Below are 26902 nucleotides of genomic sequence, written 5' to 3' on the forward strand. Positions count from 1 at the left end.
ACGAGGAGACCCCATGACCGACATGTCCTACCTGGACGGCAACATGCTCGACGGCCCGCTGCGGGAGGTCTTCGCGGTGGACGTCAGCGGGGCCACCGGGCGCTGCGCGTCGTGCGGCGCGACCGGCCCGATGGCGGGCCTGCGGGTCTACTCCCACGCGCCCGGCCTGGTGGCCCGCTGCCCGGCCTGCGCCGAGGTGATGCTGCGCCTGGTGCGCGGGCCCGATCGGGCCTGGCTGGACCTGCGCGGGACCACCTTCCTCCAGGTGCCGCTGCCGCCGGCCTAGCCAGACCCGCGCCGGCCCGTGGGCAGCGCGGTTCTACCGCCCGGTAGCCATTCGGGCACAGGGTGTTGCATTCGCCGTCGCCGTCCGCCACGCTGATCGCCAAGACAGCGATCTGCCGTACGGGGGCGAGGATCGATGGCTTCACTCATCACGTCCGGGTGGTATCCGCAGGTGAAACCCGAGCACGGTCTGCACCGGCTGCCCGGCGGGCGGGTCCGCATCGGTGGCTCGGTCTACGGCATCGCCGCCGAGGTGCTCGACACCACCGGCGCGATCTGGACGACGCTGCGCGCCGCCGACGGCACCCGCAGCGCCGAGGAGATCGTCGCCCGGGTCCTCGCCGCGCACCCCACCGAGACGGCGCGGGCGGTGCGGGCCGCGCTGGACCAGTTCGCCGCCGCCGGCTACCTCGACGACGCGGCGGCCCCCGACCCGCCGGAGCTCACCGACCGAGACCGGGAACGCTACGACCGCAGCCGCCGCTTCCACCGGTGGATCGACCTGGTCCCGCGCGCCACCTCCTGGGAGCCGCAGGTCGCCCTGAAGCGGGCCCGGGCGGTCGTCGTCGGGCTGGGCGGCACCGGCGGGGCCGTCGCGCTCGCCCTCGCCGCGAGCGGCGTGGGGCGGCTGCACTGCGTCGACCCCGACGTGGTCGAGCTGTCCAACCTCAACCGACAGACCGTGTACGTCGAGGACGACATCGGCCGGCCCAAGGTGGACGCCGCCGTCGCCCGGCTGCGCCGGCTCAACTCCGACATCGAGGTCACCGGCGAGCGGGCGGAGGTGCGCGGGCCGGCCGACCTGCGGCGGCTGGTCGCCGACCGCGACGTGCTGGTGCTCTGCGCCGACCGGCCGGGCGCCATCCGGGCCTGGGCCAACCGGGTCTGCCTGGACACCGGCACCCCGTGGGTCGACGCCGGCTACCACGGGCCGGTGGTGACGGCGGCGGCCTACCTGCCCGGGCTCGGGCCCTGCTACGAGTGCTTCTGGCTGGCCGAGCACGACAAGCGCCGCCGCGACGACCCGGCCGCCGAGTACACGGTGGAGCGGGAGAGCAGCAGCGCCGTCAGCGCCGCCTCCGCCGGGCTCTCCGGTCACCTCGCCGCCCACCTGGCGTCGGCGCTGCTCACCGGCGTGCCGGCCGTGCGCCCCGGCCAGCTCCAAGGGATCAACCTGGTCGCCGCCGACCAGCACTTCCTCATCGCCCACCCGCCGCACCCGCGCTGCCCGGCCGGCTGCGGCGGCGAGCAGGTCGACGCGGTGGTCGCCACCGGCCGGGCGCAGCGCCGGTGAGCGTCGAGGTGGCCGGCTCCTGCCGGGTCCTGCTGCACGAGCTGCGCAGCCGCCCCGACGGCGACGACTGGATCGTCGGGCGGGTCGACACCGGTGACTTCGTCGCCGTGCCGGAGATCGCGGCGGCCGCCCTGCGGCTGCTCGGGGCGGGGCACAGCATCGACGAGACCCACCGGCGGCTGCGCGCCGAGCGGGGGCGCGAGATCGACGTCGCCGGTTTCGTCCGCGACCTGGTCGGGCTGGGCTTCGTCGCCGCCGTCGACGGCCGGCCGGTGCCCGGCGCGCCGGTGCCCGCGCCGACCCTGCCCCGGCTGCGCCCGCGGCACGTGCGGTGGCTCGTCGCCCGCCCCGTCGCCGTCGCGGTGCTGGCGGTGACCGGGGCCGCCGCGGTGACGGCGCTGCTGACCCCCGGCGTCCTGCCGAGCCACCGCGACCTGCTCTGGAGCCCGCACGCCAGCCTCGTGCTGGCCGGCAACGCGGCCGTCGCCTGGTCGATCGTCCTGCTGCACGAGCTGGCGCACCTGCTGACCGCGCGGGCCCACGGGGTGCCGGGCCGGCTGGGGCTGGGCACCCGGCTGCAGTTCCTGGTCGCCCAGACCGACGTGAGCGGCATCTGGGCCGCGCCCCGGTCGGCCCGGCTCACCGTCTACCTCGCCGGCATGGCGGTCAACGTCGTCGTCGCGTCCGTGGCCGTGCTCGTCCGGGCCGCCGCCGCGCCGGGCACCCCGGTCGACCGGGCCGCCGCCGTGGTGCTGCTGCTCGCCGTGCTGCCGCTGCCGGTGCAGTTCCTCGTCTTCATGCGCACCGACGTCTACTTCGTCCTGCAGGACGTGGCGGGCGCGCGCAACCTCTACGCCGACGGCGCCGCGTACGCCCGGTGGTGGCTGCGGCGGGCGGCCCGCCGGCCCGGCGTCGACCCGAGCCTGGCGCTGCCCGCCCGGGAACGCCGGGCCGTCCGCTGGTACGCGCTGCTGCTGGTCGTCGGCACCGCCGCGTGCCTCGCCGTGGCCGCCACCGTCACCGTGCCGTTCACCCTCGCGCTGCTCGTCGACGCCGCCGGCGGCCTGCGCCCGGGCGGCGACCCGGTCGACCGGTTCGACGCCGCCGTCACCGCCGCCGTGTTCGGCGGCTCCTGGGCGGTGTGGGGCTGGGCGTGGTGGCGGCGGCACGGGCGGCGGCTGCGCGCCCGTCGCCGCGCCCGCCGGGCCGGGCCGCAGGCGGTGGCGGGGATGGCCGGTCACGAGTCGACGGGAGGGAGGTGAGAGACGTGGAGCAGATCGTCATCCGGAAGCTGGACAAGGTGGAGACGACCAGTGCGAGCAACCCCAGCGGCAACTGAGCCGGGGCCCCGCCGGCGCGCCGTCGGCGTGCCGGTGTCGGCGGCGCGGCGGCGACGGCTGCCGTCGGCCGCCCCGCCGCCGCGCCCGCCCCCGCCCCCGCTACCGGCCCCCCGACCCGAGCCGACGCCCTGAGCCACCACCCGCCCCTCCGACCCGATCGACCAGAAAGACAGGGACCAGCCGTGCCGGAGACCAGCCCCCGCATCGCCCGCCTGCTGCACGACCTGCGCGCCGGCGGCGCGCAGGTGCTCGCCGACTTCTGGCGGGAGGTCGCCGCCCGGGGCACGCCCCTGATCGAGCGGGTCGACGGCGACAGCGCCCTGGTGACCTTCCTGTGGCGGGGCGAGGCGGCCCAGACCACCACCGGCTGGGGCATCGACCTGACGCTGCGCCGCGTCCCGGGCACCGACCTGTGGCACGGATCCCAGCGGCTGCCGGTCGACCTGCGCACCATCTACTTCCTGCGGCACGGCTCGCCGGAGCTGCCGACCGACCCCACCGGCCGGGGCCCCACCCACCTCGACGTGCTCAACCACCACCCGTTCCGGTTGCCCGCCGACCCCGCCGACCCCAACGACCGGGAGCTGTGGGCGTCCCTGCTGGAGCTGCCGAAGGCCCCCGACGAGCCGTGGATCCGGCACCGCCCCGGCGTGCCCCGGGGCACCGTGCTGAGCACGGGCGTGCGCACCGCCGCGTGGGGCGGCCGGCGACGCGTCGCGGTCTACCGGCCGGCGGTCCCGGCCGCCGGGCCGCTGCCCCTGCTGGTGGTCTTCGACGGCTACCTGTCCCGGGCGCTGCTGCGGGTGCCCGCGACGCTGGACAACCTCATCGCCGCCGGGCGGATCCCGCCGACCCTGGCGCTGTTCGTCTCGGCCCCCAGCGGGGCGCGCCGGATGGCCGAGCTGCGCCCGTCGGCCGCGCTGCGCGCGTTCGTCACCCGGGAGCTGCTGCCCTGGGCCCGGCGGCGCTGGGCGGTCACCGACGACCCCGCCCGGCGGGTCATCGCGGGCTCGTCGCTGGGCGGGCTCGCCGCCGCGTACGTGGCGCTGGCCGCCCCCGGGGCGTTCGGCGCGGTGATCGCCCAGTCCGGCAGCTTCTGGTGGCCGGCGTCGCCGCAGCCCGACGAGCGGGAGTGGCTGACCCGCGCGTACGCCGGCTGGCCCGCCGCGCCCGTGCGGTTCTACCTGGACGTGGGGGACCGGGAGAACACCTGGCCCCGCCCCGGGCAGGTCGACCAGCTCTCCGTCAACCGCCGGTTCCGGGACCTGCTGGTCGCGCGCGGCCACCAGGTGGCCTACGCCGAATACCGGGGCGGGCACGACTACGTCAACTGGCGGCGCACCTTCGCCGAGGGGCTGCTCGCCGTCCTCGGCGGGCCCTGACGCCCAGCCGGCCTGACGCTCACCCGGCCCGGGCGCCACCCCGCAGCACCCGGGCGACGATCGCCGGCCGCAGCAGCCGGTGCGGCGGGTCGACGAGGTTGAGCACCCGCAGGAACGCGGTGCCCAGGACCGCGTCGGTGCGCGCCGCCGCGTGCAGCCGGTGCACGTACGCGTTGACGAGCCGGACCCGCGGCGTGCGGGGCCCGGCCACTTCGGGGAACCGCAGGTCCGTGCCGACCGCGATGGACCACGGCCCGTCGATCAGCCGGCCGGCGCCGCGGAAGAACCGCCGCCACAACCGACGCCGGTCGCCGGCCAGCAGCCGCCGCAGCAGCAGCCCCTCGCCGGCCGCGACCGTCATGCCCTGACCGTAGACGGGGTTGAAGCTGCACAGCGCGTCGCCGAACACCAGGTACCCGTCGGGGAAGCGGCGCAGCCGCTCGTAGCGCCGCCGCACGCTCGCCGGGTAGCGCATCAGCGCCGGCCCGCCCACCGGGGTGGCCTCGCGCACCACCTGGCTGATCAGCGGCTGGCCCAGCGACTCGGCGAACCGGGCGTAGCCCTCGTCGTCCAGGGGCGGCTGCTCACCGAGCACGCCGCTCAGCGCCACCGCGAAGCGGCCGTCCTCCTGCGCGGCGACGATCCCGGTGCGCGGGCGTCCCGGTACGGCGTTGGTCAACGCGCCGAGCAGGCCGTCGAGGTGGCGGGGGTCCCGCTCGTAGGTGCGGGTGACGTAGGTGACGTCGACGGCGACCCGCTGCTCGGCCGGGGCCGGGTAGCCGAGCGCGGCCAGCCAGGTGGGGCTGCGCGACGCCCGGCCGCAGGCGTCGACCACCAGGTCGGCGTCGAGCCGGTACGCCGCCCCGCCGCGCGGCGTCAGCAGGACCCCGGTGACCCGGCGACGGTCGTCGGAGCCGCACAGGGCGGTCGCCTCCGCGGGCGGGCGGAAGCGGACGTTGGCCAGCCTCTCCACCCGGGCCCGCACCGTGCGCTCCAGCAAGGGGCGGCTCACGCCCACCCCGACCAGGTCGGACGCGGACCGGCGCATCAGGTAGCCGTCGTTGCACCAGTGCACCTGCCCGTTGAGGTCGACCAGGGGCGCACCGGCGGCGTGCAGCTCGTCGCTGAGGCCGTCGAACAGCTCGTCGAGCGCCGCCCGGCCCCGGGCCAGCAGCACGTGCAGCTGCCGCGACTGGGGCACCCCGCGCCGGTGCGCGACCGCGTCGGGCAGCGCGTCGCGGTCGACGAGAGTGACGCTGTCGTACGCCTCGCTGAGCACCCGGGCGGCGACCAGCCCGGCCATGCTGGCGCCCAGCACCACGGCGTTGCCCGCTCGGCTCATGCTGCGACGGTAGGCGGCCCGGGGCGGGTCGTCCTCTCCGAGGTTGCGCAACCGGCCCGGCGGCAGGGCAACCTCGAAGAAGCGTCGCGCGGGGGTCTTGGGTGGGATGAGCCCTACTCCACGCCGCCGGGACCGGGGGGCGTCGCACCCGAGGTGGTCTCGATGTATCAGCAGCCCCTGCAACCGGTGGCCGGGTCGCTGGCGCTGAGCGCCGCCTGCGCCGCGCTGCCCCTGCTGACCCTCTTCCTCCTGCTCGGCGTCGTGCGCGCGCGGGCCTGGGTGGCGGCGTTCGGCGCGCTGGCCGTGGCGGTCGTGCTGGCCTGGGCGCTGTGGCGGATGCCGCTGGCACAGACGCTGCTGGCCGCCGGCCAGGGCGCGACGTTCGCACTCTTCCCTCTCGTGTGGACGTTCGGCACGGCGATCTGGATCTACCGGATGACCGTGCACACGGGACACTTCGACACGCTGCGGCGCGGCTTCGCCCGGATCAGCGACGACCGCCGCGTCCAGGCCATGGTGATCGCGTTCTGCTTCGGGTCGCTGCTGGAGGCGCTGGCCGGCCAGGGCACGCCGGTGGCCGTCACCACGGTCATGCTGCTGGCCCTCGGGTTCACCCCGGTCCGGGCGGCCACCGTGGCGCTGGTCGCCAACACGGTGCCGGCCGCGTTCGGCCCGCTCGGGCTGCCGATCACCACGCTGGCCGGGGTGACCGGGCTGCCCGCGACGGAGCTGGGCATGATGGCCGGCCGGCAGGTCCCCGTGGTGGCGGTCGTCGTCCCGCTCGTGCTGCTCGTCGTCGTCGACGGCCGCCGGGGCGTGCGGGAGCTGTGGCGTCCGGCGCTGGCCTGCGGCGCCGCGTTCGCGCTGGCCCAGTTCGCCACCGCGAACTTCCTGACGGCCGCGCTCGCCGACATCGCGGCCGCCTTCGCGGGGGCGGGCGTCCTGCTGCTCGTCACCCGCCGGGCGCGCCGGCCGGTGCCCGCACCGGCCGGCGACGGCCCGCCGGAGCCCGCCGCGTCGTCGGGGTCCGCCGCGTCGCCGGCGGGCGGACCGGGGCCCGCCGGGTCGCCGCAGGGCGTCACGCCGCCGCCGGGCCGGGCGTGGCTGGCGTACGCGCCGTACGTGACCATCGTGGCCGTCTTCGCCGTCTCCCAGGTGCCGGCCGTCAAGCGCCTGCTGGACGCCGGCACGCTCGCGGTCTCCTGGCCCGGCCTGCACGTGCTCACCGCCGCCGGCACCCCGTCGCCCCTGTCGACCTTCCGCTTCGCCTGGCTCGCCGCGCCGGGCTCGCTGCTGCTGGTGGCCGGCCTGGTCACGATGGCGCTGCTGCGGGTGTCCCCGCGCGAGGCCGGGCGGCTCTACGGGCGCACCCTGTACGAGCTGCGGTGGGCCGTGCTGACGGTGGTCGGGCTGTTGGCGCTGTCGTTCACGATGAACGCGTCCGGGCAGATCGCCACCCTCGGCGTCTGGATGGCCGGCGCGGGCACCCTGTTCGCCGTCCTGGCGCCCGTCCTCGGCTGGCTCGGGGTCGCCCTGACCGGCTCGGACACGTCGTCGAACTCGCTGTTCGGCGCGCTGCAGGTCGCGGCGGCGCAGCGGGCCGGCCTCGACCCGGTCCTGCTCGCCGCCGCCAACGCCTCGGGCGGCACGCTGGGCAAGATGATCAGCCTGCAGAACCTCACCATCGCCGCCGCGGCCGTCGGCCTCACCGGCCGGGAGGGCGACCTGTTCCGGCGGATGTTCGGCTGGAGCGTGCTGCTGCTCGCCCTGATGTGCCTGCTGGTGGGGCTGCAGGCCACGCCGCTGCTGTCCTGGATGGTGCCCTAGCCCGGCCCCACCGCCCGCGGCGGCGTACCCCGTCGGGGTTGGTTGTCGGGTGCCGGCCCGGGGCGTCGCCGCGCCCCGGGCCGGTCTCGGCGGCGGTCAGCGGCGGACGCGACGCCGGTCGGCGGCGATCAGGTAACGAATGGTGTTTTACGTGGTGTATGCACCGATTCGCGCACCCCCCGATCGCGTGAAGCACGTTCCGGCGGGTCGCGGCCGCCAAAGCGCGACGGGTGAGCCCGTACGCTCTGCCACGTTTGTCCCCGGCGAGGGCGGGAACGGCACCCGTCATGACGAAACCTCGTGTGGTGATCGTGGGGGCCGGGTTCGCCGGTTACCACGCGGCGAAGACGTTGAGCCGGACCGCCCGCAACAAGGCCGAGATCGTGCTGCTGAACTCGACCGACTACTTCCTCTACCTGCCGCTGCTGCCCGAGGTGGCCGCCGGCGTGGTCGAACCCGGGCGGCTCAGCGTGCCGCTCAGCGGCACCCTCGACGGCGTGCGGGTGGTCGTCGGCGAGGCCGACCGGGTCGACCTGCAGAACCGTTGGGTCGGCTACCGGATGCCGGAGGGCGACGGCGGCCGGCTCGCCTACGACCGGCTGGTGCTCGCCGTCGGCAGCGTCAACAAGCTGCTGCCCATCCCCGGCGTGACCGAGTACGCCCACGGGTTCCGCGGCCTGCCCGAGGCGCTCTACCTGCACGACCACGTGGTACGCCAGGTCGAGCTGGCGGAGCTGACCGACGACCCGGCCGAGCAGCGGGCCCACACCACCTTCGTGGTCGTCGGCGCCGGCTACACCGGCACGGAGGTCGCCGCCCACGGGCAGCTGTTCACCGACCGCCTGGTCGCCCAGCGCCCGCACCTCGACGTCCGCCCCCGCTGGATGCTGCTCGACGTGGCCCCCCGGGTGCTACCGGAGCTGGACGAGCGGATGTCCCGCACCGCCGACCGGGTGCTGCGGCGGCGCGGCGTCGACGTGCGGATGGGCACCTCCGTGGCGGAGGCCACCCCCGACGGGGTGATGCTCACCGACGGCGAGTACGTGCCCACGTGCAGCCTCATCTGGTGCGTCGGCGTGCGCCCCGACCCGTTCGTCGCCGAGCTCGGCCTGCGCACCGAGAAGGGCCGCCTCGTCGTGGACGAGTACCTCACCGTGCCGGGCTTCCCCGAGGTGTACGCCTGCGGGGACGCGGCGGCGGTGCCCGACCTGACCCGACCCGGCAAGATCTGCACGATGACGGCCCAGCACGCCCAGCGGCAGGGCAAGCTCGTGGCGCACAACATCGCCGCCTCCTACGGGCAGGGCCGGCGCCGCCCGTACAAGCACCACGACCTGGGCTGGGTGGTCGACCTCGGCGGCAAGGACGCGGCGGCGAACCCGCTGAAGGTCTCGCTGGCCGGCCTGCCGGCCAAGGCCGTCACCCGGGGCTACCACCTGCTGGCGATGCCGGGCAACCGGGCCCGGGTCGGGGCGGACTGGCTGCTCGACGCCGCCCTGCCCCGCCCGGCGATGCAGCTCGGCCTGGTGCCGGCCAACGCGGTGCCGCTGGAGAGTTCGTCGCCGGAGGTCCCGGCCTACCCCCGTTGACGCGCTCCCGCCCGCGCGAGTTCGCGCCGCGCCCGCCTAACCCCGGCGCGGGGCGAGCTCGCGCAGCAGCACCTGCCCCACCCCGACGACGGGGATGGCCAGCAGCGCACCGACCAGCCCGGCCAGCTCGGCCGCGAACAGCACGCTGACCAGGACCGTGAGCGGGTTCAGCCGGACCGCCCGGGACATGATCAGCGGCTGCAGCAGGTGGTTCTCCACCTGCTGGTAGACCACGAAGAAGACCAGCACCACGATGCCGGCGGTGGGGGAGTGCAGGAAACCGGCGCCGCCGGCGAGGATGGCGCCGATGGTCGCCCCGACCAGCGGCACGAGGTCGGCGATCGCCACCAGCAGCGCGATCACCCCGGCGAACGGCACCCCGGTCAGGACGAGCACCAGGAACGTCAGCGCGCCGCAGATCACGCTGATCAGCAGGTTCCCGCTCAGGTATCCGGTGACCACCCGGGAGATGCCCTGACCGACCCGCCGCGCCCGCCGCGCCGGCCCGTCGCCGAGCCGCCCCAGCCCCGCCGAGATGATCTTCGGGGCCTCCAGCACCATCAGGTACGCCAGCACGACCACGGTGACCAGCCCGGCGAGGGTCTCCAGCACGCTGCGGACCAGCCCCACCGTCGGATCGCGCAGCCGGCTGCCGTACTGCTGCACCTGCGCCGAGTGGCCGACCACGTACTGCCGTAGCCGCAGCCGTTCGAGGGCCTCGCCGAACGGCCCCCGGCCGGCCCGGGTCTCCCGCAGCACGTCCGGGGCGCGGTCGGCCGCGCGGCCCAGCTCGTCCAGCAGGGGCAGGACGATCCCCGCCACCAGCGCGGCGAGCAGGCCGAACGCGGCGAGGAAGACCAGCAGCGTGGCCACCGCGCGGCGCCGTACGAGGCGTCGTTGCAGGGCATCGACGGGCGGCTTCAGCGCGACGGCGAAGAAGACGGCGACGACCGTCCAGGTCAGCACCCGCCGGGTGGCCCAGGCCAGGGCCAGCACGACCAGGGTCGCCAGCACCAGGCCGATGACGATGGCCGCCCGCCGGGCGGTCGCCTGGTCCTCGGCGTTCCTCATCCGGCGCGGCTACCCCGGCCGGCGCGGCGGAAACCCCGACGAGACGCCCCGGCCCGCCCGGTGCCGCGGTCACCCGTCCGGGCCGGCCCCGCCACCCCATCCGCCCGCGGGCGCTCCCATGCCGCGTCAGCCGACGCCGAGGGCCGCATCGGTGCCCGGGCGTGCCCCGCCGACGAACTCGTCGAGGGCCGCGCCGTGCAGCACCTGCCCCGGCACCGCGTCGCGGGCCGCCCGCGTCGCCAGCCGGTCCACCGGCAGCCGGCCCGGCCGGCGCGCTGCGGCGAGCACCAGGTTGCCGTAGCGCCGCCCGCGCAGCATCCGCCGGTCGGCGAGCAGGCAGACGTCGGCGAACTCGGCCCGCAGGGTGGCCACCCGGGCGCGGGTGAACACCAGCGGCGGCAGGTCGGTGACGTTGACCAGGAGGATCCCGTCGGGGCGCAGCACCCGGGCCACCTCGGCGGCGAACTCGACGCTCGCCACGTGCCCCGGCATCCGGGCGGCCCGGTAGACGTCGGCGAGGACCAGGTCGTACGCCTGCGCCGGGGCCGCCCGCACCGCCGCGCGGGCGTCGGCGACGTCGACGCGTACCCCCGGCGGTGGCGCGGGAAGTTCCCGGCGGACCAGGTCGACGACGGCCGGATCGCGCTCCACCACCAGCTGGGCCGAGCCGGGCCGGGTCGCCCCGACGTAGCGGGGCAGGGTCAGCGCGCCCCCGCCGAGGTGCAGCGCGGCGACCGGCGCGCCGGGCGGCGCGGCGAGATCGACCACGGCGGCCATCCGGCGGACGTACTCGAAGTGCAGGTGGCGGGGGTCGGCGACGTCGACGTAGGACTGGGCGACGCCTCCGGCGAGCAGGGTGCGCCCGGTGCGGCGGGCCGGGTCGGCCACGAGTTCCGGCCCCTCGGCGGCGGAGTGCATCCCGGCACCGTAGCCGGCGGGCGCACCGGCACCGAAGCCGCCGGCCGGGCCGGCGGGCGCCTCGGCCCGCCGGCCCGCGCGCTCAACCGCCGGCCGCCGGGCCGAGCAGGTCGCGCAGCCCGTCCGGTACGTGCAGCGCGGCGACGAGGTCGCCGTCGTGGTCGGCCAGCGCGGCGAGCGTCGCCTCCGCCTGCCGCCGGGCCTGTTCCGGGGTACGCCCGCTGATCCGGGCCACCTCGCCGACGAAGCCCGGCAGGTCCCGGTGGCGTTCGATGCCGTCGACGGGCACCACGTCGTGCAGCTTCACGGGCACCGCCCGCAGCAGCTGCTCCCGCGCCCCCTGGTCCAGCGCCCAGGCCAGGGCGAGCACCGTCGCCTCGGCCGCGACCTTCGCCGTGTCGAAGTCGACACCGGCCCGCCGGCCCACGTCGCCGACCAGTTCCCGGTAGCCGATCCCGGCCGCCGCCCGCGTCGCGCCGGGGCGGCGCTCGGACCGCGGCGTCGCGCCGGGGACACGCTCGGACCGGGGCCCAGTGGCGGGCGGCGGGGCGGCGGGCGGCGGGGCGGGACCACCCCGGGTGCTGTCCGGCTTGTGCCGCCCGGCCGGCGGCGGCCCGGCCCGCTTGCCCTGGTCCAGGTGGGTGAGCTGCTTGGAGGCGCTCAGGCTCGCACCGGTCTCGCTGGCCTGGCGGCCGCGCTCCCGGGCCTGACGTGCGAGTGCCCGGCGGCGCTGGTTGTCCCCCTCCATCTGCTTGCGCATGACACACCTCGCTCCTTCTCCGGTCCGCTGTCTCCGTCTCCTGTCTCGGCGGTCGCGTTCCCGGCCCGGTCGGGCCCGAAACGGCCCGGGAGCCCCGCCACGGACCCGCGGGTGCCGCTCACCCGGCCCGGGTGAGGGCACCCGAACCCGGCGCCACCCACGAGCGGCCGGGCTGTCGGCTTTCGCCGGCCGTAGGCTCCGCGTCCCGCCGCTCACCCACTTCCGCGATCTTGCAGTTGCGGCCCCGAAAAAGCGGCTGAAAACGCCCATCGTAGGGGCCCGAAGTGCAAGATCGGCGCACAGCACAGCACAGCACCAGGGCAGGGCAGCACAGGGCGGGTCGGCACAGGCCCCGTACTCGTGCCGCCGCGTCAGGAGCCGGGGCCGCGCAGCGCGTCGATCGTCACCCGGGCGGCCTCGGCGATCAGGGCGTCGTCGGGCTGCGCGTCCTTCGCGTCGCGGCGGGACAGCACGGCGAGCACGATCGGGGCACCCTCGGGCGGCCACAGCACGGCGATGTCGTTGCGGGTGCCGTATCCACCCGCGCCGGTCTTGTCGCCGACCTGCCAGCCGGCGGGCACCCCGGCCCGGATCAGCGTCGACCCGGTGGTGTTGCGCCGGAGCCAGTCGACCAGCACGCCGCGGTCGGCCGCGGACAGGGCGTCGCCGAGCGCGTACGCCCGCAGGGAGCCGGCCATGGCGCGGGGCGTGCTGGTGTCGCGGAGGTCGCCCGGTGCGGCCTCGTTGAGGCTCGTCTCGGTGCGCGCCGGATTGGTGACGGTGTCGCCGATGCCGCGCAGCGCCCGCCCGAGCCCGGCGGGGCCGCCGAGTTCGGTGAACATCAGGTTCGCGGCGGTGTTGTCGCTGTGGCGCACGGCCGCGTCGGCGACCGCGCGCAGGGTCATCCCGTCCGCGACGTGTCGCTGCGTGACCGGTGAGTGGGACACGAGGTCGGCGCGGTCGTAGCGGACGACGCGGTCCAGCTCCGCCTCCGACGTCGCGGCGAGCAGCGCGCCGGCCGCGAGGGCCTTGATCGTCGAGGCGTACGCGAACCGCTCGTCGGCCCGGTGGGCGAGCGTGCGTCCGGTGCCGGTGTCGACCGCGTAGACGCCCAGCCGCGCGTCGAACCGCCGCTCCAGGGCGGTCAGCTCGGCGGGTGGGGGAACCGGGGAGGCGGTGGCCCCGGACGCGGCGCCGCCAGGCGCGGAGGTGGCCCCGGACGTGGCGGCACCGGGCGTGGCCGTGTCCGGGGCCGACGTGCATCCGGCCGCGAGACCCACCACGAGCACCGCCCCCAGGGACACCCTCCAACGGATCCAGATCACGCGACTCCCTCCCATACACCGACAAAACCAACTCCCCACCCCCACCCCCACCCCCCGCCTCGGCCCGGTGATCAAGAGAAAAGCGTCAAGGTTGATCTTTTTGATGACGCAAACCTCTTGATCACCGAGGCGAGCGGCGGGCGGCGGCGGGCGGCGGGCGGGCGGGGCGGGGGTCAGGCTGTGTCGGTGGTGGTGGCGGCGGCGGGGTTTGCGGGGTGGTGGGTGGTGGCGAGCACCTCGGCGAGGCCCGTGCGGTCGAGCAGTTGCTGGAGCATCCCGCCCGTCCCGGTCAGTCGGATCGGCCCGGTGCCGTTGCGGTGGATCACCACGAGCGCGCTCAGGCCGGAGGAGTCGCAGAGGGTGATCCCGCCGAGGTCGATCTCCAGCTCGGTGCAGCCGTCCCGGCGCAACCGGTCGGCGGCTTCCACCAGCTCCGGCGCGGTGTCGTAGTCCAGCTCGCCGGCCAGCCGAAGCCGGGCGCGCCCGGGGGCGGGCCGGCTCACCTCGATGGTCAACAGTGGGGCTGGCATGCCTCCATGTTCCCAGCCTTCGGTGATCGACAAACGCCGGGGGGCTTCAGGCGGACGCCGCCGACCGGTGCGAACCGGGCGGTCCGGCGGACTGCTCGCCGTCGGGCAGCGGGCGGGCGAGCAGCCCGGTGACGCCGGTCATGTCGAGGATGGTGTCCAGGAACCGGGGCGTCGAGCGCAGCCGGAGGGTGGTGCCGCTCTGCTGCCCCTCCCGCCAGGCGTGCACGATCACCGAAAGCCCGGTGCTGTCGATGAACTGCAGGTCGGCGAAGTCGAGCACGAGCACCGGCGGGTGCTCGGCGAGCTGCCGGTCCACCTCGTGCCGCAGCGGCGCGGCGGTGGTGAAGGCGAGGTCACCGCCGACCCGGATGAGGGGCGCGCCGGGATCGGTCAGATCGACGGACATGGTCAGCGGCGTCGCCTCGGGCTTCCTCCCGTGGGGTACCACGATCACGCCTTTCCGCAGGGCTGCCGGTCGGGCAGGTTCGCCTCGGATCGTAACAATCCCCGGCGGATGTCGCCCGTCGAGACCGATTCGGCAGCTCAGGGCAGCGTGGGGTGGCGGTACCGGCGGACCGGCGTAGGGTGGGGTGAGGAGATTGGACCACATACGCCGTTTCCGGTGGCCCGCGGGTGTCGGGCGGTTGTCGAGAAGGAGTGGGGCTCAGCTGGTGACTGCTGCCGACGTCAGGGACTGGGACCCGGGCGACGGACGGATCTCCACGCCGAGTGCCGCCCGGGCCCCGGCGTGGTCCGCCGACGTGCCGGTGCGTCCGCCCGCTGCGCTGCCACCCCTGGCCCCCGACCGGGGCCCGCCCGCGCCCGACTGGGCGGAGGTCGTCGAGCACTTCCGCGAGGGCCTGATCGTCTGCGACGCCGCCGGCGTGGTGCGCCAACTGAGCCCGGTCGCCGAGCGGCTGCTGCCCGAGGTGGCCGTCGGCGAGCTGCTCGCCGCGTCCGGGGTGGCGGGCCTGCGGACGCCACCGGCCGGGGGCGAGTTCGGCCACCGGGGCCGCCGGCTGCGCGTCCGCGAGGTGCCGCTGTCCGCCGGCCGGAGCTGCCGTTACGTCGAGGACGTCACCGAGAGCGTCACCCGGGCCGACGCGCTGCTGGCCGAGCGGGCCCGTTCGGCCTTCCTGGCCGTGGTGGGGGAGAAGCTCGGCAACCCGCTGCACCCGGACCGCGCGGCCGCCGCCGTGGTCCGGCTCGCCGTGCCGACCCTCGCCGAGGTGGCCGTGCTGGTGCTCGCCCCCCGGTCCGGCCGGGCCCGCTGGTGGCGGGCCACCCGGGCCGACGACGAGGCCCCGGGCGTGGACAGCGGCGTGCTCAACGCCGTCGACCTGCCGGCGGCGATCGACGAGGGGCTCGCCGGCGCCGAGCCGCACACGCTGGACTGGCTCGTCGAGCAGGCGGTCGAGGCGGGCTGGCTGCCCGGCCTGGACGCCGTCGACGTCAGCGTCCGCGTGGTGCCGCTGCCCGGACGGGACCTGCCGGCGGGCGCGCTGCTCGTCGCCCGGCGCTCGGCCCGCTACTACGACGAGGCCGACGTCGACCTGCTCCGTGCGTTCGCGGCCCGGGCCGGCGCGGCGCTGACCACGGCCGTGCTCTACCGCGACCAGGCCGAGGTCGCCGACACCCTCCAGGCCAGCCTGCTGCCGGTGGAGCCGGCCGAGGTGCCCGGCGTGCAGTGGGGCACGGCCTACCGGCCGGCGCAGGCGGGGCTGCGCATCGGCGGCGACTTCTACGGGTCGCACCGGCTGCCCGACGGCGGCGCGGTGTTCTTCCTCGGCGACGTCGCCGGCAAGGGCGTCGAGGCGGCCGTCTTCACCGGCCAGCTGCGCCAGTGCCTGCAGGCGCTGCACCGGGTGGAGTCGCACCCCGGCCGGCTGCTGCGGCTGCTCAACGACGCGCTGCTGGAGACCACCCTGGCGCACGGGCAGGGCCGCTTCGCCACCATGGTGCTCGGCGTGGTGCGTCCCCGGCGCGACGGTGGCCTCACCCTGACCATGTCCGGCGGCGGCCACCTGCCGCCGCTCGTGCTGCGCTCCTCCGGCGAGGTGGAGACGGTCGGCCTGAGCGGCATGTTGATCGGCGTGGTGCCCGACCCGCGCATCGGGGAGGTGACCGTCGAGCTGGCACCGGGCGAGACGTGCCTGCTCTACAGCGACGGGGTGACCGAGGCCCGGGGCGGCCGGCGCGGCGACGAGCAGTTCGGCGTCGACCGGCTGCTGCACGCGCTCGGCGGCTGCCACCGGATGCCGGCCCCGGCGCTGGCCGAACGGATCGAGCAGGTGACCTGCGACTGGCTGGCCCACGGCGACCACGACGACATCGCGGTGCTCGCGCTGCGGGCGACCGGGCCGCACAGCCGCCCGACCCGGCACCTGCACGCGGTGCCGACGCTGCCCTGACCGCCCGCCCGACCGCCCCACCGCCCGAAGGAGACCGCCGCGTGACCGTCCCCGCCGCCGTCGGCTCGCCGGCCGACGCCTGCCCCGGCTTCCTGCTGGCGTTGGAGTCCGCCGACGAGTACGCGGCGATCGAGACCGCCCTCGGGCTGGTCGACGCCGGGGTGCCGGCCGAACGGGTGCTGCTGGAGCTGGTGGCCCCCGCGCAGGTCGAGGTGGGCCAGCGGTGGGCCAGCAACGAGTGGAGCGTCGCCCAGGAGCACGCGGCCACCCACATCAGCGAGCGGGTGGTGGCGGCCGTCGCGGCCCGAGCCAACCCCCGTCCGACCCGGGGGCGGATCGTGGTGGCGTGCATGGACGGCGAGTGGCACGCGCTGCCGCCCCGGCTGGTCGCCGAGGTGCTGCGGCTGCGCGGCTGGCAGGTCACGTTCCTCGGGGCCAGCGTCCCGGCGGCGCACCTGGTGTCGTACCTGCACCGGCACGACGCGCACGCCGTGGCGCTGGCCTGCGCGCTGCCGATGCGGCTGCCGCACGCGTACCGCATGGTCGAGGCGTGCCGCCGCTCCGACGTGCCGGTGGTGGTCGGCGGGCGCGGCTTCGGCCGGGACGGGCGGTGGGCCCGCCGCCTCGGGGTGGCGTGGGCGCCCGACGCGCCGGCGGCGGCCGACCTGGTGGCCGACGAGCGGGCCCTGCGCCGCGTCCCCCCGGTCGACCTGGCCCACCTCGCCGACGACGAGTACGCGAGCCTCGTCAAGCGGCGGGCTGCGCTGATCGACAGCGCCCTGGCCGATCTGCGCGCGCGGGTGCCGGGCGTGCGGGAGTACGACGCGGTCCAGCTCGACTCGACCGTCAGCGACCTCGGCCACATCGTCGACTTCCTCGCCGCCGCCGTCTTCGTCGACGACGGCACGCTGTTCACCGAGTTCGTCGAGTGGCTGACCGGCATCCTGGTCAGCAGGGGGGTGCCGGCCGCGGCGGTCGCCCTCACCCTCGACCATTTCGCGGGTGAGCTGCGGGACTTCCCGCGCGCCGCGGGCTTCCTGGCCGGTGGGCTGGCGCTGCTCGCCCAGCAGGCGGGCGCGTCGGCGCGGTGACCGTGGCGTGCCGGCCTCCGGCGGCCCCCTGCTTATACTTGCTGCACTGCAAGCATTCGGCTGCGATGGAGCGAGAGGGACCACGTTGACGTTCACCGTCACGTACGCCCAGCGGGACGGCGGTGGGGCGTGCCTGCGACTCGCCGGCGAGCTCGACATGAGCACCGCGCCGGAGCTCACGGCGGTGCTCGACCGGCTCACCGAGCAGGGGGAGCGGCACCTGCTGGTCGACCTCGCCGAGCTGACCTTCTGCGACTCCACCGGCATCGCCGCCTTCGTCCGGGGCGACAACCGGGCCACGGCTCGGGGCGGGTGGCTGCGGGTCACCGGCGCCACCGGCCGGGTGGAGCGGGTGCTGCGGTTGACAGGGCTGGCGGAGGTGCTGGGCTACCCGCCCGACACGGGCCACCCGACAGCGCGGTCCGCTCCGTGATGGGCTAGATTTCCCCGCCAGCAGGCGATCGTGAGGTCGCCGTCCGCGTCGACCCGAGGCAGGTTCCCATGGCTGGAAGCACCCCCGGCCCCGTTCGTATCCTCGTGGTCGACGACGACCCGGGCGACGTCCTGATGATCGAGGAGGCCCTCGCCGACTCCGACGTCGACAAGGTGATCGACGTGGTCAGCGACGGCCAGGAGGCGATGGAGTTCCTGCGCCAGTCCGGCCGGCACACCGAGGCCCGCCGGCCGGACGTGATCCTGCTCGACCTGAACATGCCCCGGATGGACGGGCGGCAGGTGCTCGGCGAGGTCAAGCAGGACGACGACCTGCGGACGATCCCGATCGTGGTGCTCACCACCTCCAACGCCGACACCGACATCGTGGGCAGCTACACGCTCCAGGCCAACGCGTACGTGACCAAGCCGATCGACCTGGACGACTTCAACGACGTGGTGCGCCGCATCGACGAGTTCTTCGGCCGGGTCGTCGTGCTGCCCAAGCGGGTCTGACGCCCGCGCCCCGGGCTGATGCCCCACCCCGCGCCCCCGGGCTGACGCCCGCCCGGGGCGTCGCCGCTCGGATGCTGAACATTTTTCCCGAACGCCCTCGCCGCCCGCCCGCGCCGCCGAGGATCTCAGGTGGGGAAGAAACATCGGCTGCCTGGGGGCGACAGTATGAGGTTCTCCGTCGTGGAGTTCGGCTACGACCGGCGGCAGGTCGACTCCTGCCTCGATCAGCTGGCGGTCCGGTTGAGCCGGCTGGCGGCGTGCGCGGAGGGCGCCGCCGGGGCGGGCCGGGACTGGGACCGGTTCCGGGACGAGGCGGCCCGCCTGTGCGAGCTGGTCGAGCACCGGCCCGAGCTGGCCGCCGGGCCCGACGGCGCGCGGGCGGCGCTGGGCGACGTCGAGCGGGAGGCCGCCGGGATCCTGGCGCAGGCCCGGTTCGAGCTGGACGCGGCCCGCGAGGAGGCCCGGCGCGTCCGCGAGCAGGTGTACGCCGAGGCGCTGAGCGCCCGCCGGGACTTCGAGGCCGCCCTGGCCGCGCGCCGACGCCGGGAGGCCCGGGTGGACGAGATCCTCGCCGGGCCGGCCGTGGCGGTGGACACGCCCACGGCCGCGGCGGCCGTGCCGAACGGCGGCGTGCCGAGCACCCGGGTCGGCGCGGCCGGCGTCACCGTCGAGCCGCCGGGCGACTGGGGCAGCCGGGTCGCCTGAGCCGGCTCAGGTCAGCGCCGCGACGACCGTGGTGGCCCGCTCCTCGTGCTGCGCGTACGCGTCGGGGAATGCCGAGATCTGCACGGCCTGGGCCGCGGCGGTCAGGCTCATCTCCTCCCAGCCGGGCACCTCCAGCAGCGCCTCGTAGAAGACGCGGGCCGCGTACGCGGGGCGCATCAGGTCCCGGACGGTGCCCCAGCCGCTGCTGGGCCGCTGCTGGAACAGCCCGACCGAGTCGTGGTCGGAGCCGCTGCCCTGGTGCGGGTAGTTCGCGGACTCGGGGAGCACGTCGCTGGCCAGGTTGTGCAGGTCGCTCTCCTGCATGGCGGTGGCCACCGCGACGACGAGGCCCCGCCGGGGCAGCTTCATGTCCCGGCCCACGTCGACGATGGTCTTCGCGTTGTCCATCTGAAGCTGGCTGAGCCCGGCGACGGGGCGGGGGCGCGCCGGTCTGACGGGCTTCGGCTTCGGCTTGCGGGTGGCGCTCGGGCTGGGCTTCGCCGTCGGGCTGGGCGAGACGGTGACCGGGACCGCCGGGGAGCGGTCGAGGGAGCGGGAGGCGCGCTGCTCGGCCTCGGCGGCGGCCGCGGCCCGATCGACGAGGGCCCCCTGGACCGGCTCCGCGGGGCCGTCGGCCTGGCGGGTGCCGGCGAACGCGGCGACGCCGAGGCAGCAGCTCACCCCCGTGACCAGGGCCGCGCGCACCCGGGTGGACCTCAGCAGCGCGCGCCGGGGCGGTTCGGGACGCCGGTGCCGGCCCACCACCCTTTCGGCGGAGGCGGCATCGGCCGGTCGGCCATCCGGTCGGTCGTGGGCCTGATTCGGTTCGGCGGAGTCGTAGGGATGCACCCGCCGAGGCTAGATAGTCGACCGCGCCCTGCCACCGGGGTGGTTGGTGGCATGCGTCACAGATTGCGGGTTTCCCCCCGGACGATCACCCCGAGAATGGCGGCAACCCGGTCCAACCTCGCCAATGCCCTGTTTACGGTATGACCGATTCGCCGTGTGGAAAGGCGCCGAGTCGGCGGGCCTGCCATGCGATCGCGCGGCGACGTCCGGCTCGGGCGTTCGGCCGATGGCCTGATGCCCGACCGGACGGGCCGATCCGGGGTCGACCGGCGTCGGTCCCGGCGGTCGTCGAGGAGGTCAGCCGCGCCCGTTCTCCGCCGGCGTGACCGTCAGCCGGTGCCGGCTGTTGTCACCGCTGGAGAACGGCCACAACTCGTCGGCGTGCGCGACCAGCTCGGCGAGTTGCTGACGGCTCAGCCCGGCGGAGGAGATCGAGGCGCGCACGTCGGCGCGGTAGCGTCCGTCGTCGTCGCGACCCAGCCGCGCCTCCGCGCGTACCTGCACGGTGTGCGCCTCGTCGGTGATCTGCCCGGCCGCCTCCACCGCGGCGTGGTGCAGGCAGGACGCGAACGCCGCCGCCAGCAGTTGCTCCGGCGTCAGCCCCGTGCAGTGCGGCGCCAGCGGGGACGCCAGCGCGGTGGACAACCCGCCGTCGTCGGTGCGGACGTGACCGCCCTCGGCGGTGGCGGTGGCCTCGTGCAGCCAGGAACTCGGATCCGGCATCGCGTCCCCCCTCAGTCACCCGCCCGGCTACCCGGCGCGCGCCCGGCGAAACCGGGGCTTGTGCCCACCGTCGCCGCCTGGGTCGCCTCGGCCGCCGCCTCCCGGGTCCACGGGGACACCCCGGCGCCGCCGCGCTGCCTCGGCGGGGCCGTGGCGAGCATCGGCACGTACACCCGGGCGTCGACGGCCTCGGCCAGCAGCAGCGCCGCCATCAGGCTGCTCGGCCGCTGTGCCGGGTCGTCGGCCATCAGCTGCCGGCACAGCCCGGCCACCTCCGCCGGCAGGCCGTCGATCGGCGGCAGCGGCTCGGCCGGTCGCCGGCGGCGCGCCCCCAGCAGCTCGGTGGTGCTGTCGGCCGGGTACGGCAGCCGCCCGGCGAGGCAGTAGTAGAGCAGCACCCCGAGGGCGTACATATCGGCTGCCGGGGTCGCCGGCTGCCGGTCGAGCTGCTCGGGGGCCAGGTACGCGGGGGTGCCCACCACGATGCCGGCCGGTGCCTCGTCCGGCACCCCGGCCGGGGTGGCGATGCCGAAGTCCAGCACCTTCACCCCGCACGGGGTGAGGATCACGTTGGCCGGCTTCACGTCCCGGTGGACGATCCCGTGCGCGTGGGCGGCGGCCAGCGCCGCGGCGATCTCGGCGCAGACGCGTACCGCGATGCGCCAGTCCAGTGGCCCGGCGCGCAGGTGCGCCGCGAGGGTCTCCCCCTCGGCCAGCTCCATCACGATGTACGGCACCGGCCGGCCCGGCAGGGTCGAGGACGTGCCGAAGTCGTGCACGCTGGCCACGTTCGGGTGCACCAGCCGGGCCGCCGAGCGGGCCTCGGCCCGGATCCGCTCGACCGGGACCTCCTCGCGCCCGGGGGAGATGAGCTTCACCGCGACCGGCCGGTCCAGCACGCTGTCGTGGGCCCGCCACACCTCGGACATCCCGCCGACGCCGATGCGCTGTTCGAGCTGGTACCGCCCGTCCAGCGTCCTCATCGACCGCTCCTCGTCGCTCGCGCCCCGGCGCCGCCCGTCGACGGCGGCGCTGCCTGCCCCGATACCCGGCCCCCGAGCTGGGCAAACCGCCGGGGGTGTCGCCCCGGCGCCCCCGGCGGGACCGGTCCCGCCCGCCGACGACCGCTCAGCCGGGGGCAGCCGCCATCGGGTGGCCGAGCGCCGGGTACGCGGCCCCGTCGCCGATCCGCTCGGCGAGCCAGTCCGGGCCGTGCGGGCCGTGGGCCAGCGCCCCGACGGCGAGCATCGCGGCGCGGACCGCGTCCGGGGCGACCACCGTGACCGACGTCCACGGCGAGACCGGCGCCGCGCCCGTGCGCGGATCCAGCACGCCGCCGTCGACCCGCACGTCGGCGGTGGCCAGGCCACCGCCGGTGAGCGAAACGACGCGGTCGCCGACGGCGACCGGCCAGCCGCCCGGCGGGGCGGGACCGGCGACGGCGGCCCGGTTCCCGACGCCGACCAGCACCCCCGCCCCGGTCCGGGCCGCGATCCGCTGCGCGCAGCGCCGGGCGAGCTGGGCGGTCGCCGTGGCGGCCAGGCCCAGCGGCAGGGTCGGCGGCAGGGCCAGCAGGTCCCCGGCGAGCGTCACCGCCCGCCAGTTCGCCACCGGGACCGGGCCGGCCGCCACGCCGCCGCAGACCGGCAGCAGCCCCGGCACCCGTCGGCGGCGCAGCCGGGCCGCCTCGACGGTGGGATCCACCGCCCCGTCGCTGGCCTCGGCCGCGCTGAGCGCGACGCCGACGAGGTCCCGCAGCAGCGGGCCGACCGGCACCGGTCGGCCGGCGGCCCGCAGCGCCCGAGCCAGCGTGGCATCGCCGCGACGCAGGCCGGCCAGCAGCAGCGTCAGCTCCCGGCGGGCCGCCGGCAGCACGTGTCGGCCGGTCACCGCCACCCGCACCGGCCGGCCCCGGTGCGTCCAGCGGCTCTCCCAGGTGTGGCGCGGTTCCCTGTCCATGCCGGGCAGCCTGCCGGGCGCGGCTGGACCGGGCTTGGGGCACGGCTGTGCCCGTGCTGTGCGGTGAGAGGGCACCGGGTCGCTCCCACAGCTGGTACACAGGATCTGCTGGGGTGGGGCACAGCGGGCGTGCCCACGATGGGGGGCATGGTCATGGAGGGGCAGGCCGCGCAGGGCCGCATCGAGCTGCGCCGACCGGACGGCGAGCCCGTCCGGGTGCTGGTGGTCGACGACGAGCCCACGCTCACCGACCTGCTCTCGATGGCCCTGCGCTACGAGGGCTGGCAGGTGCGCACGGCCGGCAACGGGATGGCGGCGCTGAGCACCGCCCGCCAGTTCCAGCCGGACGCGGTGGTGCTCGACGTGATGCTGCCCGACCTCGACGGCTTCCAGGTGCTGCGCCGGCTGCGCGAGCACACCCCGACCGTGCCGGTGCTCTTCCTCACCGCCCGTGACGCGGTGGAGGAGCGCATCGCCGGGCTCACCGTCGGCGGCGACGACTACGTCACCAAGCCGTTCAGCCTGGAGGAGGTGATCGCCCGCCTGCGGGCGCTGCTGCGCCGCTCGGGCTTCGCGATCGCCACCCGGGAGGACGCCGTGCTGACCGTCGGCGACCTCAGCCTCGACGAGGACAGCCACGAGGTGCGCCGCGGCGACCAGTTGATCACCCTGACCGCCACCGAGTTCGAGCTGCTGCGCTACCTGATGCGCAACCCCCGCCGGGTGTTGAGCAAGGCGCAGATCCTCGACCACGTCTGGAACTACGACTTCGGCGGGCAGGCCAACGTCGTCGAGCTCTACATCTCGTACCTGCGGAAGAAGATCGACGCCGGGCGGGCGCCGATGATCCACACGCTGCGCGGCGCGGGGTATGTCCTCAAACCCGCCGACTGACCGCGCGCGCCGGTGGCTGGCCGGCTGGTCCCTGCGCACCCGGCTGGTGGTGACCGTGGTGGCGCTGCTCGCCTTCGTCAGCGTCGGCATCGGCGCGCTGACCACGGTGGCGCTGCACCACTTCCTGATCGCCCAGGTCGACGACCAGCTCACCTTCGACCAGCGCCGCCGCCCCGGGGACCGGCCGCCGTGGTTCACCAACCCGCCCCCGTCGTCGCAGCGTCCCGTCGACCTGCCGCCCGGCTTCCCGGCCGGCTCGATCGCCGCCCGGGTCGTCGACGGCCGCGTCCAGTCGGCGACCACCCGCACCGCGGCCGACGCGACCGAACAGCTCGGCGCCGACGCGGCCGCCCCGCTGGCCGGGCTCACGCCCGACGGCCGCCCCCGCACCATCGACCTCGGCGAACGGGGCGACTACCGGGCGGTGGCCCGCCAGTACGTCGACGGCCAGACGCTGGTCTTCGCCCTGCCGCTGGAGGGCGTCGAGGAGACGGTCTGGTGGATGGTGCTGGCCCAGGCGGGCGTCGCCACCGCCGGCCTGCTCGTCGCCGGCAGCCTCGGCGCGCTCATCGTCCAGGCCACCCTGCGCCCGCTGCGCCGGGTCGCCGCCACTGCCACCCGCGTCACCGAGCTGCCGCTGGACCGCGGCGAGGTGGCCCTGTCGGTGCGGGTGCCGGCCGCCGACACCGACCCGCGCACCGAGGTCGGCCAGGTCGGCGGCGCCCTCAACCGGATGCTCGGGCACGTCGCCGCCGCGCTCGCCGCCCGGCAGGCCAGCGAGACGCGGGTACGCCAGTTCGTCGCCGACGCCAGCCACGAGCTGCGCACCCCCCTCGCCGCCATCCGGGGGTACGCCGAGGTCGCCCGCCGGGGTCGCGACCGCGTCCCGCCGGACGTGGCGCACGCGCTGCGCCGGGTCGAGTCGGAGAGCACCCGGATGACCAGCCTCGTCGACGACCTGCTGCTGCTGGCCCGGCTCGACTCCGGCCGGCCCCTAGCCGTCGAGCCGGTGGACCTGACCGCCCTCGTCGTCGACGCGGTCAGCGACGCCCACGTCGCCGGCCCCGAGCACCACTGGCAGCTCGACCTGCCCGAGGCGGAGCTGGTGGTGCCGGGCGACGCGGCCCGGCTGCACCAGGTGGTGGCGAACCTGCTGGCCAACGCCCGGGTGCACACCCCGCCCGGCACGACCGTCACCGCCCGGCTCGCCGCCCAGCCCGACGGGGTCGTGCTCACCGTCACCGACGACGGCCCCGGCATCCCGCCCGACCTGCAGGGCGAGGTCTTCGAACGCTTCGCCCGGGGCGACAGCTCCCGCTCGCGCGCCCACGGCAGCACCGGCCTCGGTCTGGCCATCGTGGCGGCCGTGGTGGACGCCCACCACGGCCGGGTCGAGGTCGCCAGCCGCCCTGGTCGCACGGCGTTCACCGTCGTGTTGCCGGCGTTCACGGACCCCACAGCCACCGCATAGGCCGCCCACGGCCCGTCGCCAGTGGGGTCGCGCAGAGTGGCGGCATGGACAAGACAGAGAGCCTGCTGACCCTGCCCCCGCCGGCCTCGACCGGCCCCACGCCGACGGGCGCCACGGCCGCCGCCGGCCCGCCCGCGCGTGGGCGGCGGGACCCGGCCTGGGTACGCCCGGCGCTGGCGGCCCTGCTGCTGGCCACCGCGCTGCTCTACCTGTGGGGGCTGGGCGCGTCCGGCTGGGCCAACTCGTTCTACTCGGCCGCCGTCCAGGCCGGATCGGAGAGCTGGAAGGCGTTCTTCTACGGCTCGTCGGACGCGGCGAACTCGATCACCGTCGACAAGACGCCGGCGTCGCTGTGGCTGATGGCGCTGTCGGTGCGCGTCTTCGGCCTCAACAGCTGGGCGATCCTCGTCCCGCAGGCCCTGCTCGGCGTCGCCTCCGTCGGCGTGCTGTTCGCCACCGTCCGCCGCTGGTACGGCCCGGCGGCCGGCCTGATCGCCGGCGCGGTCCTCGCCGTCACCCCGGTGGCGACGCTGATGTTCCGGTTCAACAACCCCGACGCCCTGCTCGTGCTGCTGCTGATCGGCGCCGCGTACGCCACCGTCCGGGCCGTGGAGACCGCCAGCACCCGGTGGATCGTCCTCGCGGGAGCGCTGGTCGGCTTCGGCTTCCTCACCAAGATGCTCCAGGCGTTCCTGGTGATCCCGGTCTTCGCGGGGGTGTACCTGCTGGCCGCGCCCACCGGCTTCTGGCGGCGGGTACGGCAGGTGCTGGCCGCCGGCCTCGGCGTCGTGGTCGCCGCCGGCTGGTGGGTGGCGGTCGTCGAGCTGGTGCCGGCCAGCGCCCGCCCGTACATCGGCGGCTCGCAGGGCAACAGCATCCTGGAGCTGACCCTCGGCTACAACGGGCTGGGCCGGATCACCGGTGCGGAGGAGGGCAGCGTCGGCGGTCGCGGGCCGGCGTCCGGGCAGACGGGGCTCGGGCGGCTGTTCGACACCGAGAACGGCGGGCAGATCTCCTGGCTGCTGCCGGCCGCGCTGATCCTGCTGGTCGCCGGCCTGCTGCTGGCCGGGCGGGCGGCGCGCACCGACCGCCGGCGGGCCGGGCTGCTGCTGTGGGGCGGCTGGCTGCTGGTCACCGGCGTCATCTTCAGCTTCATGTCCGGGATCTTCCACGCGTACTACTCGGTGGCGCTGGCCCCGGCCGTCGGCGCGCTCGTCGGCATCGGCGTCACCCTGCTGTGGCAGCGCCGGGCGCCGGGCGTGCCCCGCTGGCAGGCGCTGGCGGCGACCGTCACCCTGGCCGCCACCCTCGCCGTCACCGCCTGGTGGTCGTGGCGGCTGCTCGGCCGCAGCCCCGACTGGTACCCCTGGCTGCGCACGGCCGTGCTGGCCGGCGGCCTGGCCGCAGCGGTGCTGCTGGTCGTCGCCGACCGGCTGGCCCGGCGGGCCGTCCCGGTGCTCGTGGCGCTGGGCGCGACGGCGGCGCTCGCCGGCCCGGTGGCGTACTCGCTCCAGACCGCCGCGACCCCGCACACCGGGTCGATCCCCAGCGCCGGTCCCGCCGTGGAGGGTGGCTCCGGCCCGGGCCGGGGCGGCTTCCCCGGCGGCGGCCGGATGCGCGACGGCGGCCAGAACGCGCCGGGCGGCCAGAACCGGACCGACGGCCAGCTCGCCTTCCCCGGCGGCGCCCAGGCACCGGGCGGTCAGTTCCCCGGCTTCCCCGGCGGCGGCCAGGCCCAGGGCGGCGGCCAGGCCCAAAGCGGCGGCCAACTGCCCGGCGGGGGCGGCCAGGGCCGTGGCCCGGCCGGCGGCGGCATGGGCGGCCTGCTGGACTCCCGGGAGCCCAGCGCCGAGCTGCGCAGCCTGCTGGAGGCCAACGCCGTCGACTACACCTGGGTGGCGGCCACCATCGGCTCCCAGAACGCCTCCGGCTACCAGCTCGCCACGGGCGAACCGGTCATGTCGATCGGCGGGTTCAACGGCAGCGACCCGTCCCCGACGCTCGCGCAGTTCCAGCGGTACGTGGCCGAGGGCAAGATCCACTACTTCGTCGGCGGCGGCGGGTTCCGCGCCAACGGCGGCAGCTCCGCCTCGCAGGAGATCGCCGCCTGGGTCGCCGAGACCTTCGAGGCGACCACCGTCGACGGCGTCACCGTCTACGACCTGACCAGCGGACAGGAGGGCTGAAC

General features: G+C 76.3%; 24 protein-coding genes and 1 pseudogene. 14 read left to right on the forward strand and 11 right to left on the reverse strand.

What is annotated here, in order from left to right; genetic code table 11:
• Positions 1-13 precede the first annotated feature (13 nt).
• The 4 genes from TK50_RS28730 to TK50_RS28745 all read left to right on the forward strand — a co-directional run bounded on the left by TK50_RS28730 (position 14) and on the right by TK50_RS28745 (position 4301).
• A complete protein-coding gene (locus TK50_RS28730) occupies positions 14-286 on the forward strand; it encodes a DUF6510 family protein (RefSeq protein WP_043968643.1) in 273 nt (90 codons plus the stop codon).
• Positions 287-421: 135 nt separating this feature from the next.
• Positions 422-1579, forward strand: a complete 1158-nt coding sequence (locus tag TK50_RS28735; RefSeq protein WP_199486168.1) for a ThiF family adenylyltransferase — start codon at positions 422-424, stop codon at positions 1577-1579.
• Entirely contained in the window at positions 1576-2841 is a 1266-nt protein-coding gene (locus TK50_RS28740) for a hypothetical protein (RefSeq protein WP_043968648.1), read from the forward strand. The genes TK50_RS28735 and TK50_RS28740 overlap by 4 nt, the downstream gene beginning before the upstream one ends.
• Positions 2842-3101: 260 nt before the next feature.
• Positions 3102-4301, forward strand: a complete 1200-nt coding sequence (locus TK50_RS28745; protein ID WP_144420427.1) for an alpha/beta hydrolase-fold protein — start codon at positions 3102-3104, stop codon at positions 4299-4301.
• Positions 4302-4320: 19 nt separating this feature from the next.
• Here TK50_RS28745 and TK50_RS28750 read toward each other — a convergent pair whose 3' ends face one another.
• Positions 4321-5643, reverse strand: coding sequence for an FAD-dependent oxidoreductase (locus tag TK50_RS28750; protein ID WP_043968649.1), 1323 nt, complete (start codon positions 5641-5643; stop codon positions 4321-4323).
• Positions 5644-5805: 162 nt separating this feature from the next.
• Here TK50_RS28750 and TK50_RS28755 point away from each other — a divergent pair, with 162 nt between their 5' ends.
• Complete coding sequence (locus tag TK50_RS28755) at positions 5806-7470, forward strand: L-lactate permease (protein WP_043968651.1); 1665 nt, start codon at positions 5806-5808, stop codon at positions 7468-7470.
• Positions 7471-7757: 287 nt separating this feature from the next.
• Positions 7758-9059 (forward strand): NAD(P)/FAD-dependent oxidoreductase, encoded by a 1302-nt coding sequence (locus tag TK50_RS28760; protein ID WP_043968653.1) that lies wholly within the window; start codon positions 7758-7760, stop codon positions 9057-9059.
• 36 nt (positions 9060-9095) lie between these two features.
• Here TK50_RS28760 and TK50_RS28765 read toward each other — a convergent pair whose 3' ends face one another.
• The 6 genes and pseudogenes from TK50_RS28765 to TK50_RS28790 all read right to left on the reverse strand — a co-directional run bounded on the left by TK50_RS28765 (position 9096) and on the right by TK50_RS28790 (position 14117).
• The gene (locus TK50_RS28765) at positions 9096-10130 is read right to left on the reverse strand and encodes an AI-2E family transporter (protein WP_043969522.1); all 1035 of its coding nucleotides are present in this window, start codon (positions 10128-10130) and stop codon (positions 9096-9098) included.
• A 126-nt stretch (positions 10131-10256) separates the two neighbouring features.
• Positions 10257-11048 carry a spermidine synthase gene (locus TK50_RS28770; RefSeq protein ID WP_043968654.1) on the reverse strand — a complete coding sequence of 264 codons (792 nt, stop codon included), beginning with the start codon at positions 11046-11048 and terminating at the stop codon, positions 10257-10259.
• A gap of 85 nt (positions 11049-11133) precedes the next feature.
• Positions 11134-11808, reverse strand: a pseudogene (locus TK50_RS28775) (DUF2267 domain-containing protein); the annotation flags it as partial.
• 371 nt (positions 11809-12179) lie between these two features.
• The gene (gene bla / locus TK50_RS28780; RefSeq protein ID WP_422119960.1) at positions 12180-13133 is read right to left on the reverse strand and encodes a class A beta-lactamase; all 954 of its coding nucleotides are present in this window, start codon (positions 13131-13133) and stop codon (positions 12180-12182) included.
• 173 nt (positions 13134-13306) lie between these two features.
• Positions 13307-13663, reverse strand: a complete 357-nt coding sequence (locus tag TK50_RS28785) for an STAS domain-containing protein (RefSeq protein WP_043968657.1) — start codon at positions 13661-13663, stop codon at positions 13307-13309.
• A 46-nt stretch (positions 13664-13709) separates the two neighbouring features.
• Complete coding sequence (locus tag TK50_RS28790; protein ID WP_241774140.1) at positions 13710-14117, reverse strand: STAS domain-containing protein; 408 nt, start codon at positions 14115-14117, stop codon at positions 13710-13712.
• Positions 14118-14334: 217 nt separating this feature from the next.
• On the opposite strand from TK50_RS28790, the gene TK50_RS28795 reads away from it, so the two are divergent.
• The 5 genes from TK50_RS28795 (at position 14335) to TK50_RS28815 (ending at position 18818) form a co-directional block, all read left to right on the forward strand.
• Entirely contained in the window at positions 14335-16074 is a 1740-nt protein-coding gene (locus TK50_RS28795; RefSeq protein ID WP_052503987.1) for a PP2C family protein-serine/threonine phosphatase, read from the forward strand.
• A 41-nt stretch (positions 16075-16115) separates the two neighbouring features.
• A complete protein-coding gene (locus tag TK50_RS28800; protein WP_043968662.1) occupies positions 16116-17165 on the forward strand; it encodes a cobalamin B12-binding domain-containing protein in 1050 nt (349 codons plus the stop codon).
• Positions 17166-17250: 85 nt separating this feature from the next.
• A complete protein-coding gene (locus tag TK50_RS28805) occupies positions 17251-17598 on the forward strand; it encodes an STAS domain-containing protein (protein ID WP_043968663.1) in 348 nt (115 codons plus the stop codon).
• Between the two features lie 68 nt (positions 17599-17666).
• Positions 17667-18113 carry a response regulator gene (locus tag TK50_RS28810; protein WP_043968664.1) on the forward strand — a complete coding sequence of 149 codons (447 nt, stop codon included), beginning with the start codon at positions 17667-17669 and terminating at the stop codon, positions 18111-18113.
• 165 nt (positions 18114-18278) lie between these two features.
• A complete protein-coding gene (locus TK50_RS28815) occupies positions 18279-18818 on the forward strand; it encodes a hypothetical protein (RefSeq protein ID WP_043968666.1) in 540 nt (179 codons plus the stop codon).
• A gap of 6 nt (positions 18819-18824) precedes the next feature.
• Here TK50_RS28815 and TK50_RS28820 read toward each other — a convergent pair whose 3' ends face one another.
• The 4 genes from TK50_RS28820 to TK50_RS28835 all read right to left on the reverse strand — a co-directional run bounded on the left by TK50_RS28820 (position 18825) and on the right by TK50_RS28835 (position 22349).
• Positions 18825-19667, reverse strand: coding sequence for a hypothetical protein (locus TK50_RS28820; RefSeq protein ID WP_387160284.1), 843 nt, complete (start codon positions 19665-19667; stop codon positions 18825-18827).
• A 297-nt stretch (positions 19668-19964) separates the two neighbouring features.
• A complete protein-coding gene (locus TK50_RS28825) occupies positions 19965-20390 on the reverse strand; it encodes an OsmC family protein (RefSeq protein WP_043968668.1) in 426 nt (141 codons plus the stop codon).
• A gap of 11 nt (positions 20391-20401) precedes the next feature.
• Positions 20402-21373 (reverse strand): serine/threonine-protein kinase, encoded by a 972-nt coding sequence (locus TK50_RS28830; protein ID WP_043968670.1) that lies wholly within the window; start codon positions 21371-21373, stop codon positions 20402-20404.
• A 145-nt stretch (positions 21374-21518) separates the two neighbouring features.
• Complete coding sequence (locus TK50_RS28835) at positions 21519-22349, reverse strand: FAD:protein FMN transferase (RefSeq protein ID WP_052503988.1); 831 nt, start codon at positions 22347-22349, stop codon at positions 21519-21521.
• A gap of 153 nt (positions 22350-22502) precedes the next feature.
• Here TK50_RS28835 and TK50_RS28840 point away from each other — a divergent pair, with 153 nt between their 5' ends.
• From TK50_RS28840 to TK50_RS28850, 3 genes are read left to right on the forward strand one after another with little or no spacing between them, the layout of a single operon-like run.
• Entirely contained in the window at positions 22503-23243 is a 741-nt protein-coding gene (locus tag TK50_RS28840) for a response regulator transcription factor (RefSeq protein ID WP_091284281.1), read from the forward strand.
• The gene (locus TK50_RS28845; protein WP_043968674.1) at positions 23221-24714 is read left to right on the forward strand and encodes a sensor histidine kinase; all 1494 of its coding nucleotides are present in this window, start codon (positions 23221-23223) and stop codon (positions 24712-24714) included. The genes TK50_RS28840 and TK50_RS28845 overlap by 23 nt, the downstream gene beginning before the upstream one ends.
• A gap of 44 nt (positions 24715-24758) precedes the next feature.
• Positions 24759-26900, forward strand: coding sequence for an ArnT family glycosyltransferase (locus TK50_RS28850; protein ID WP_043968675.1), 2142 nt, complete (start codon positions 24759-24761; stop codon positions 26898-26900).
• The last annotated feature ends 2 nt before the right edge of the window (positions 26901-26902 follow it).

Origin of the sequence: Micromonospora haikouensis, assembly GCF_000876225.1 — a bacterium.
Taxonomy (GTDB): Bacteria; Actinomycetota; Actinomycetes; order Mycobacteriales; family Micromonosporaceae; genus Micromonospora; species Micromonospora haikouensis.

Bases quoted from the DNA above. Each gene is read 5' to 3' on its own strand.
- TK50_RS28730 (WP_043968643.1), top strand. From the start codon at position 14: ATGACCGACATGTCCTACCTGGACGGCAACATGCTCGACGGCCCGCTG.
- TK50_RS28735 (WP_199486168.1), top strand. From the start codon at position 422: ATGGCTTCACTCATCACGTCCGGGTGGTATCCGCAGGTGAAACCCGAG.
- TK50_RS28750 (WP_043968649.1), bottom strand. From the start codon at position 5,643: ATGAGCCGAGCGGGCAACGCCGTGGTGCTGGGCGCCAGCATGGCCGGG.
- TK50_RS28755 (WP_043968651.1), top strand. From the start codon at position 5,806: ATGTATCAGCAGCCCCTGCAACCGGTGGCCGGGTCGCTGGCGCTGAGC.
- TK50_RS28760 (WP_043968653.1), top strand. From the start codon at position 7,758: ATGACGAAACCTCGTGTGGTGATCGTGGGGGCCGGGTTCGCCGGTTAC.
- TK50_RS28765 (WP_043969522.1), bottom strand. From the start codon at position 10,130: ATGAGGAACGCCGAGGACCAGGCGACCGCCCGGCGGGCGGCCATCGTC.
- TK50_RS28770 (WP_043968654.1), bottom strand. From the start codon at position 11,048: ATGCACTCCGCCGCCGAGGGGCCGGAACTCGTGGCCGACCCGGCCCGC.
- TK50_RS28785 (WP_043968657.1), bottom strand. From the start codon at position 13,663: ATGCCAGCCCCACTGTTGACCATCGAGGTGAGCCGGCCCGCCCCCGGG.
- TK50_RS28810 (WP_043968664.1), top strand. From the start codon at position 17,667: ATGGCTGGAAGCACCCCCGGCCCCGTTCGTATCCTCGTGGTCGACGAC.
- TK50_RS28815 (WP_043968666.1), top strand. From the start codon at position 18,279: ATGAGGTTCTCCGTCGTGGAGTTCGGCTACGACCGGCGGCAGGTCGAC.
- TK50_RS28825 (WP_043968668.1), bottom strand. From the start codon at position 20,390: ATGCCGGATCCGAGTTCCTGGCTGCACGAGGCCACCGCCACCGCCGAG.
- TK50_RS28830 (WP_043968670.1), bottom strand. From the start codon at position 21,373: ATGAGGACGCTGGACGGGCGGTACCAGCTCGAACAGCGCATCGGCGTC.
- TK50_RS28835 (WP_052503988.1), bottom strand. From the start codon at position 22,349: ATGGACAGGGAACCGCGCCACACCTGGGAGAGCCGCTGGACGCACCGG.
- TK50_RS28840 (WP_091284281.1), top strand. From the start codon at position 22,503: ATGGAGGGGCAGGCCGCGCAGGGCCGCATCGAGCTGCGCCGACCGGAC.
- TK50_RS28845 (WP_043968674.1), top strand. From the start codon at position 23,221: ATGTCCTCAAACCCGCCGACTGACCGCGCGCGCCGGTGGCTGGCCGGC.
- TK50_RS28850 (WP_043968675.1), top strand. From the start codon at position 24,759: ATGGACAAGACAGAGAGCCTGCTGACCCTGCCCCCGCCGGCCTCGACC.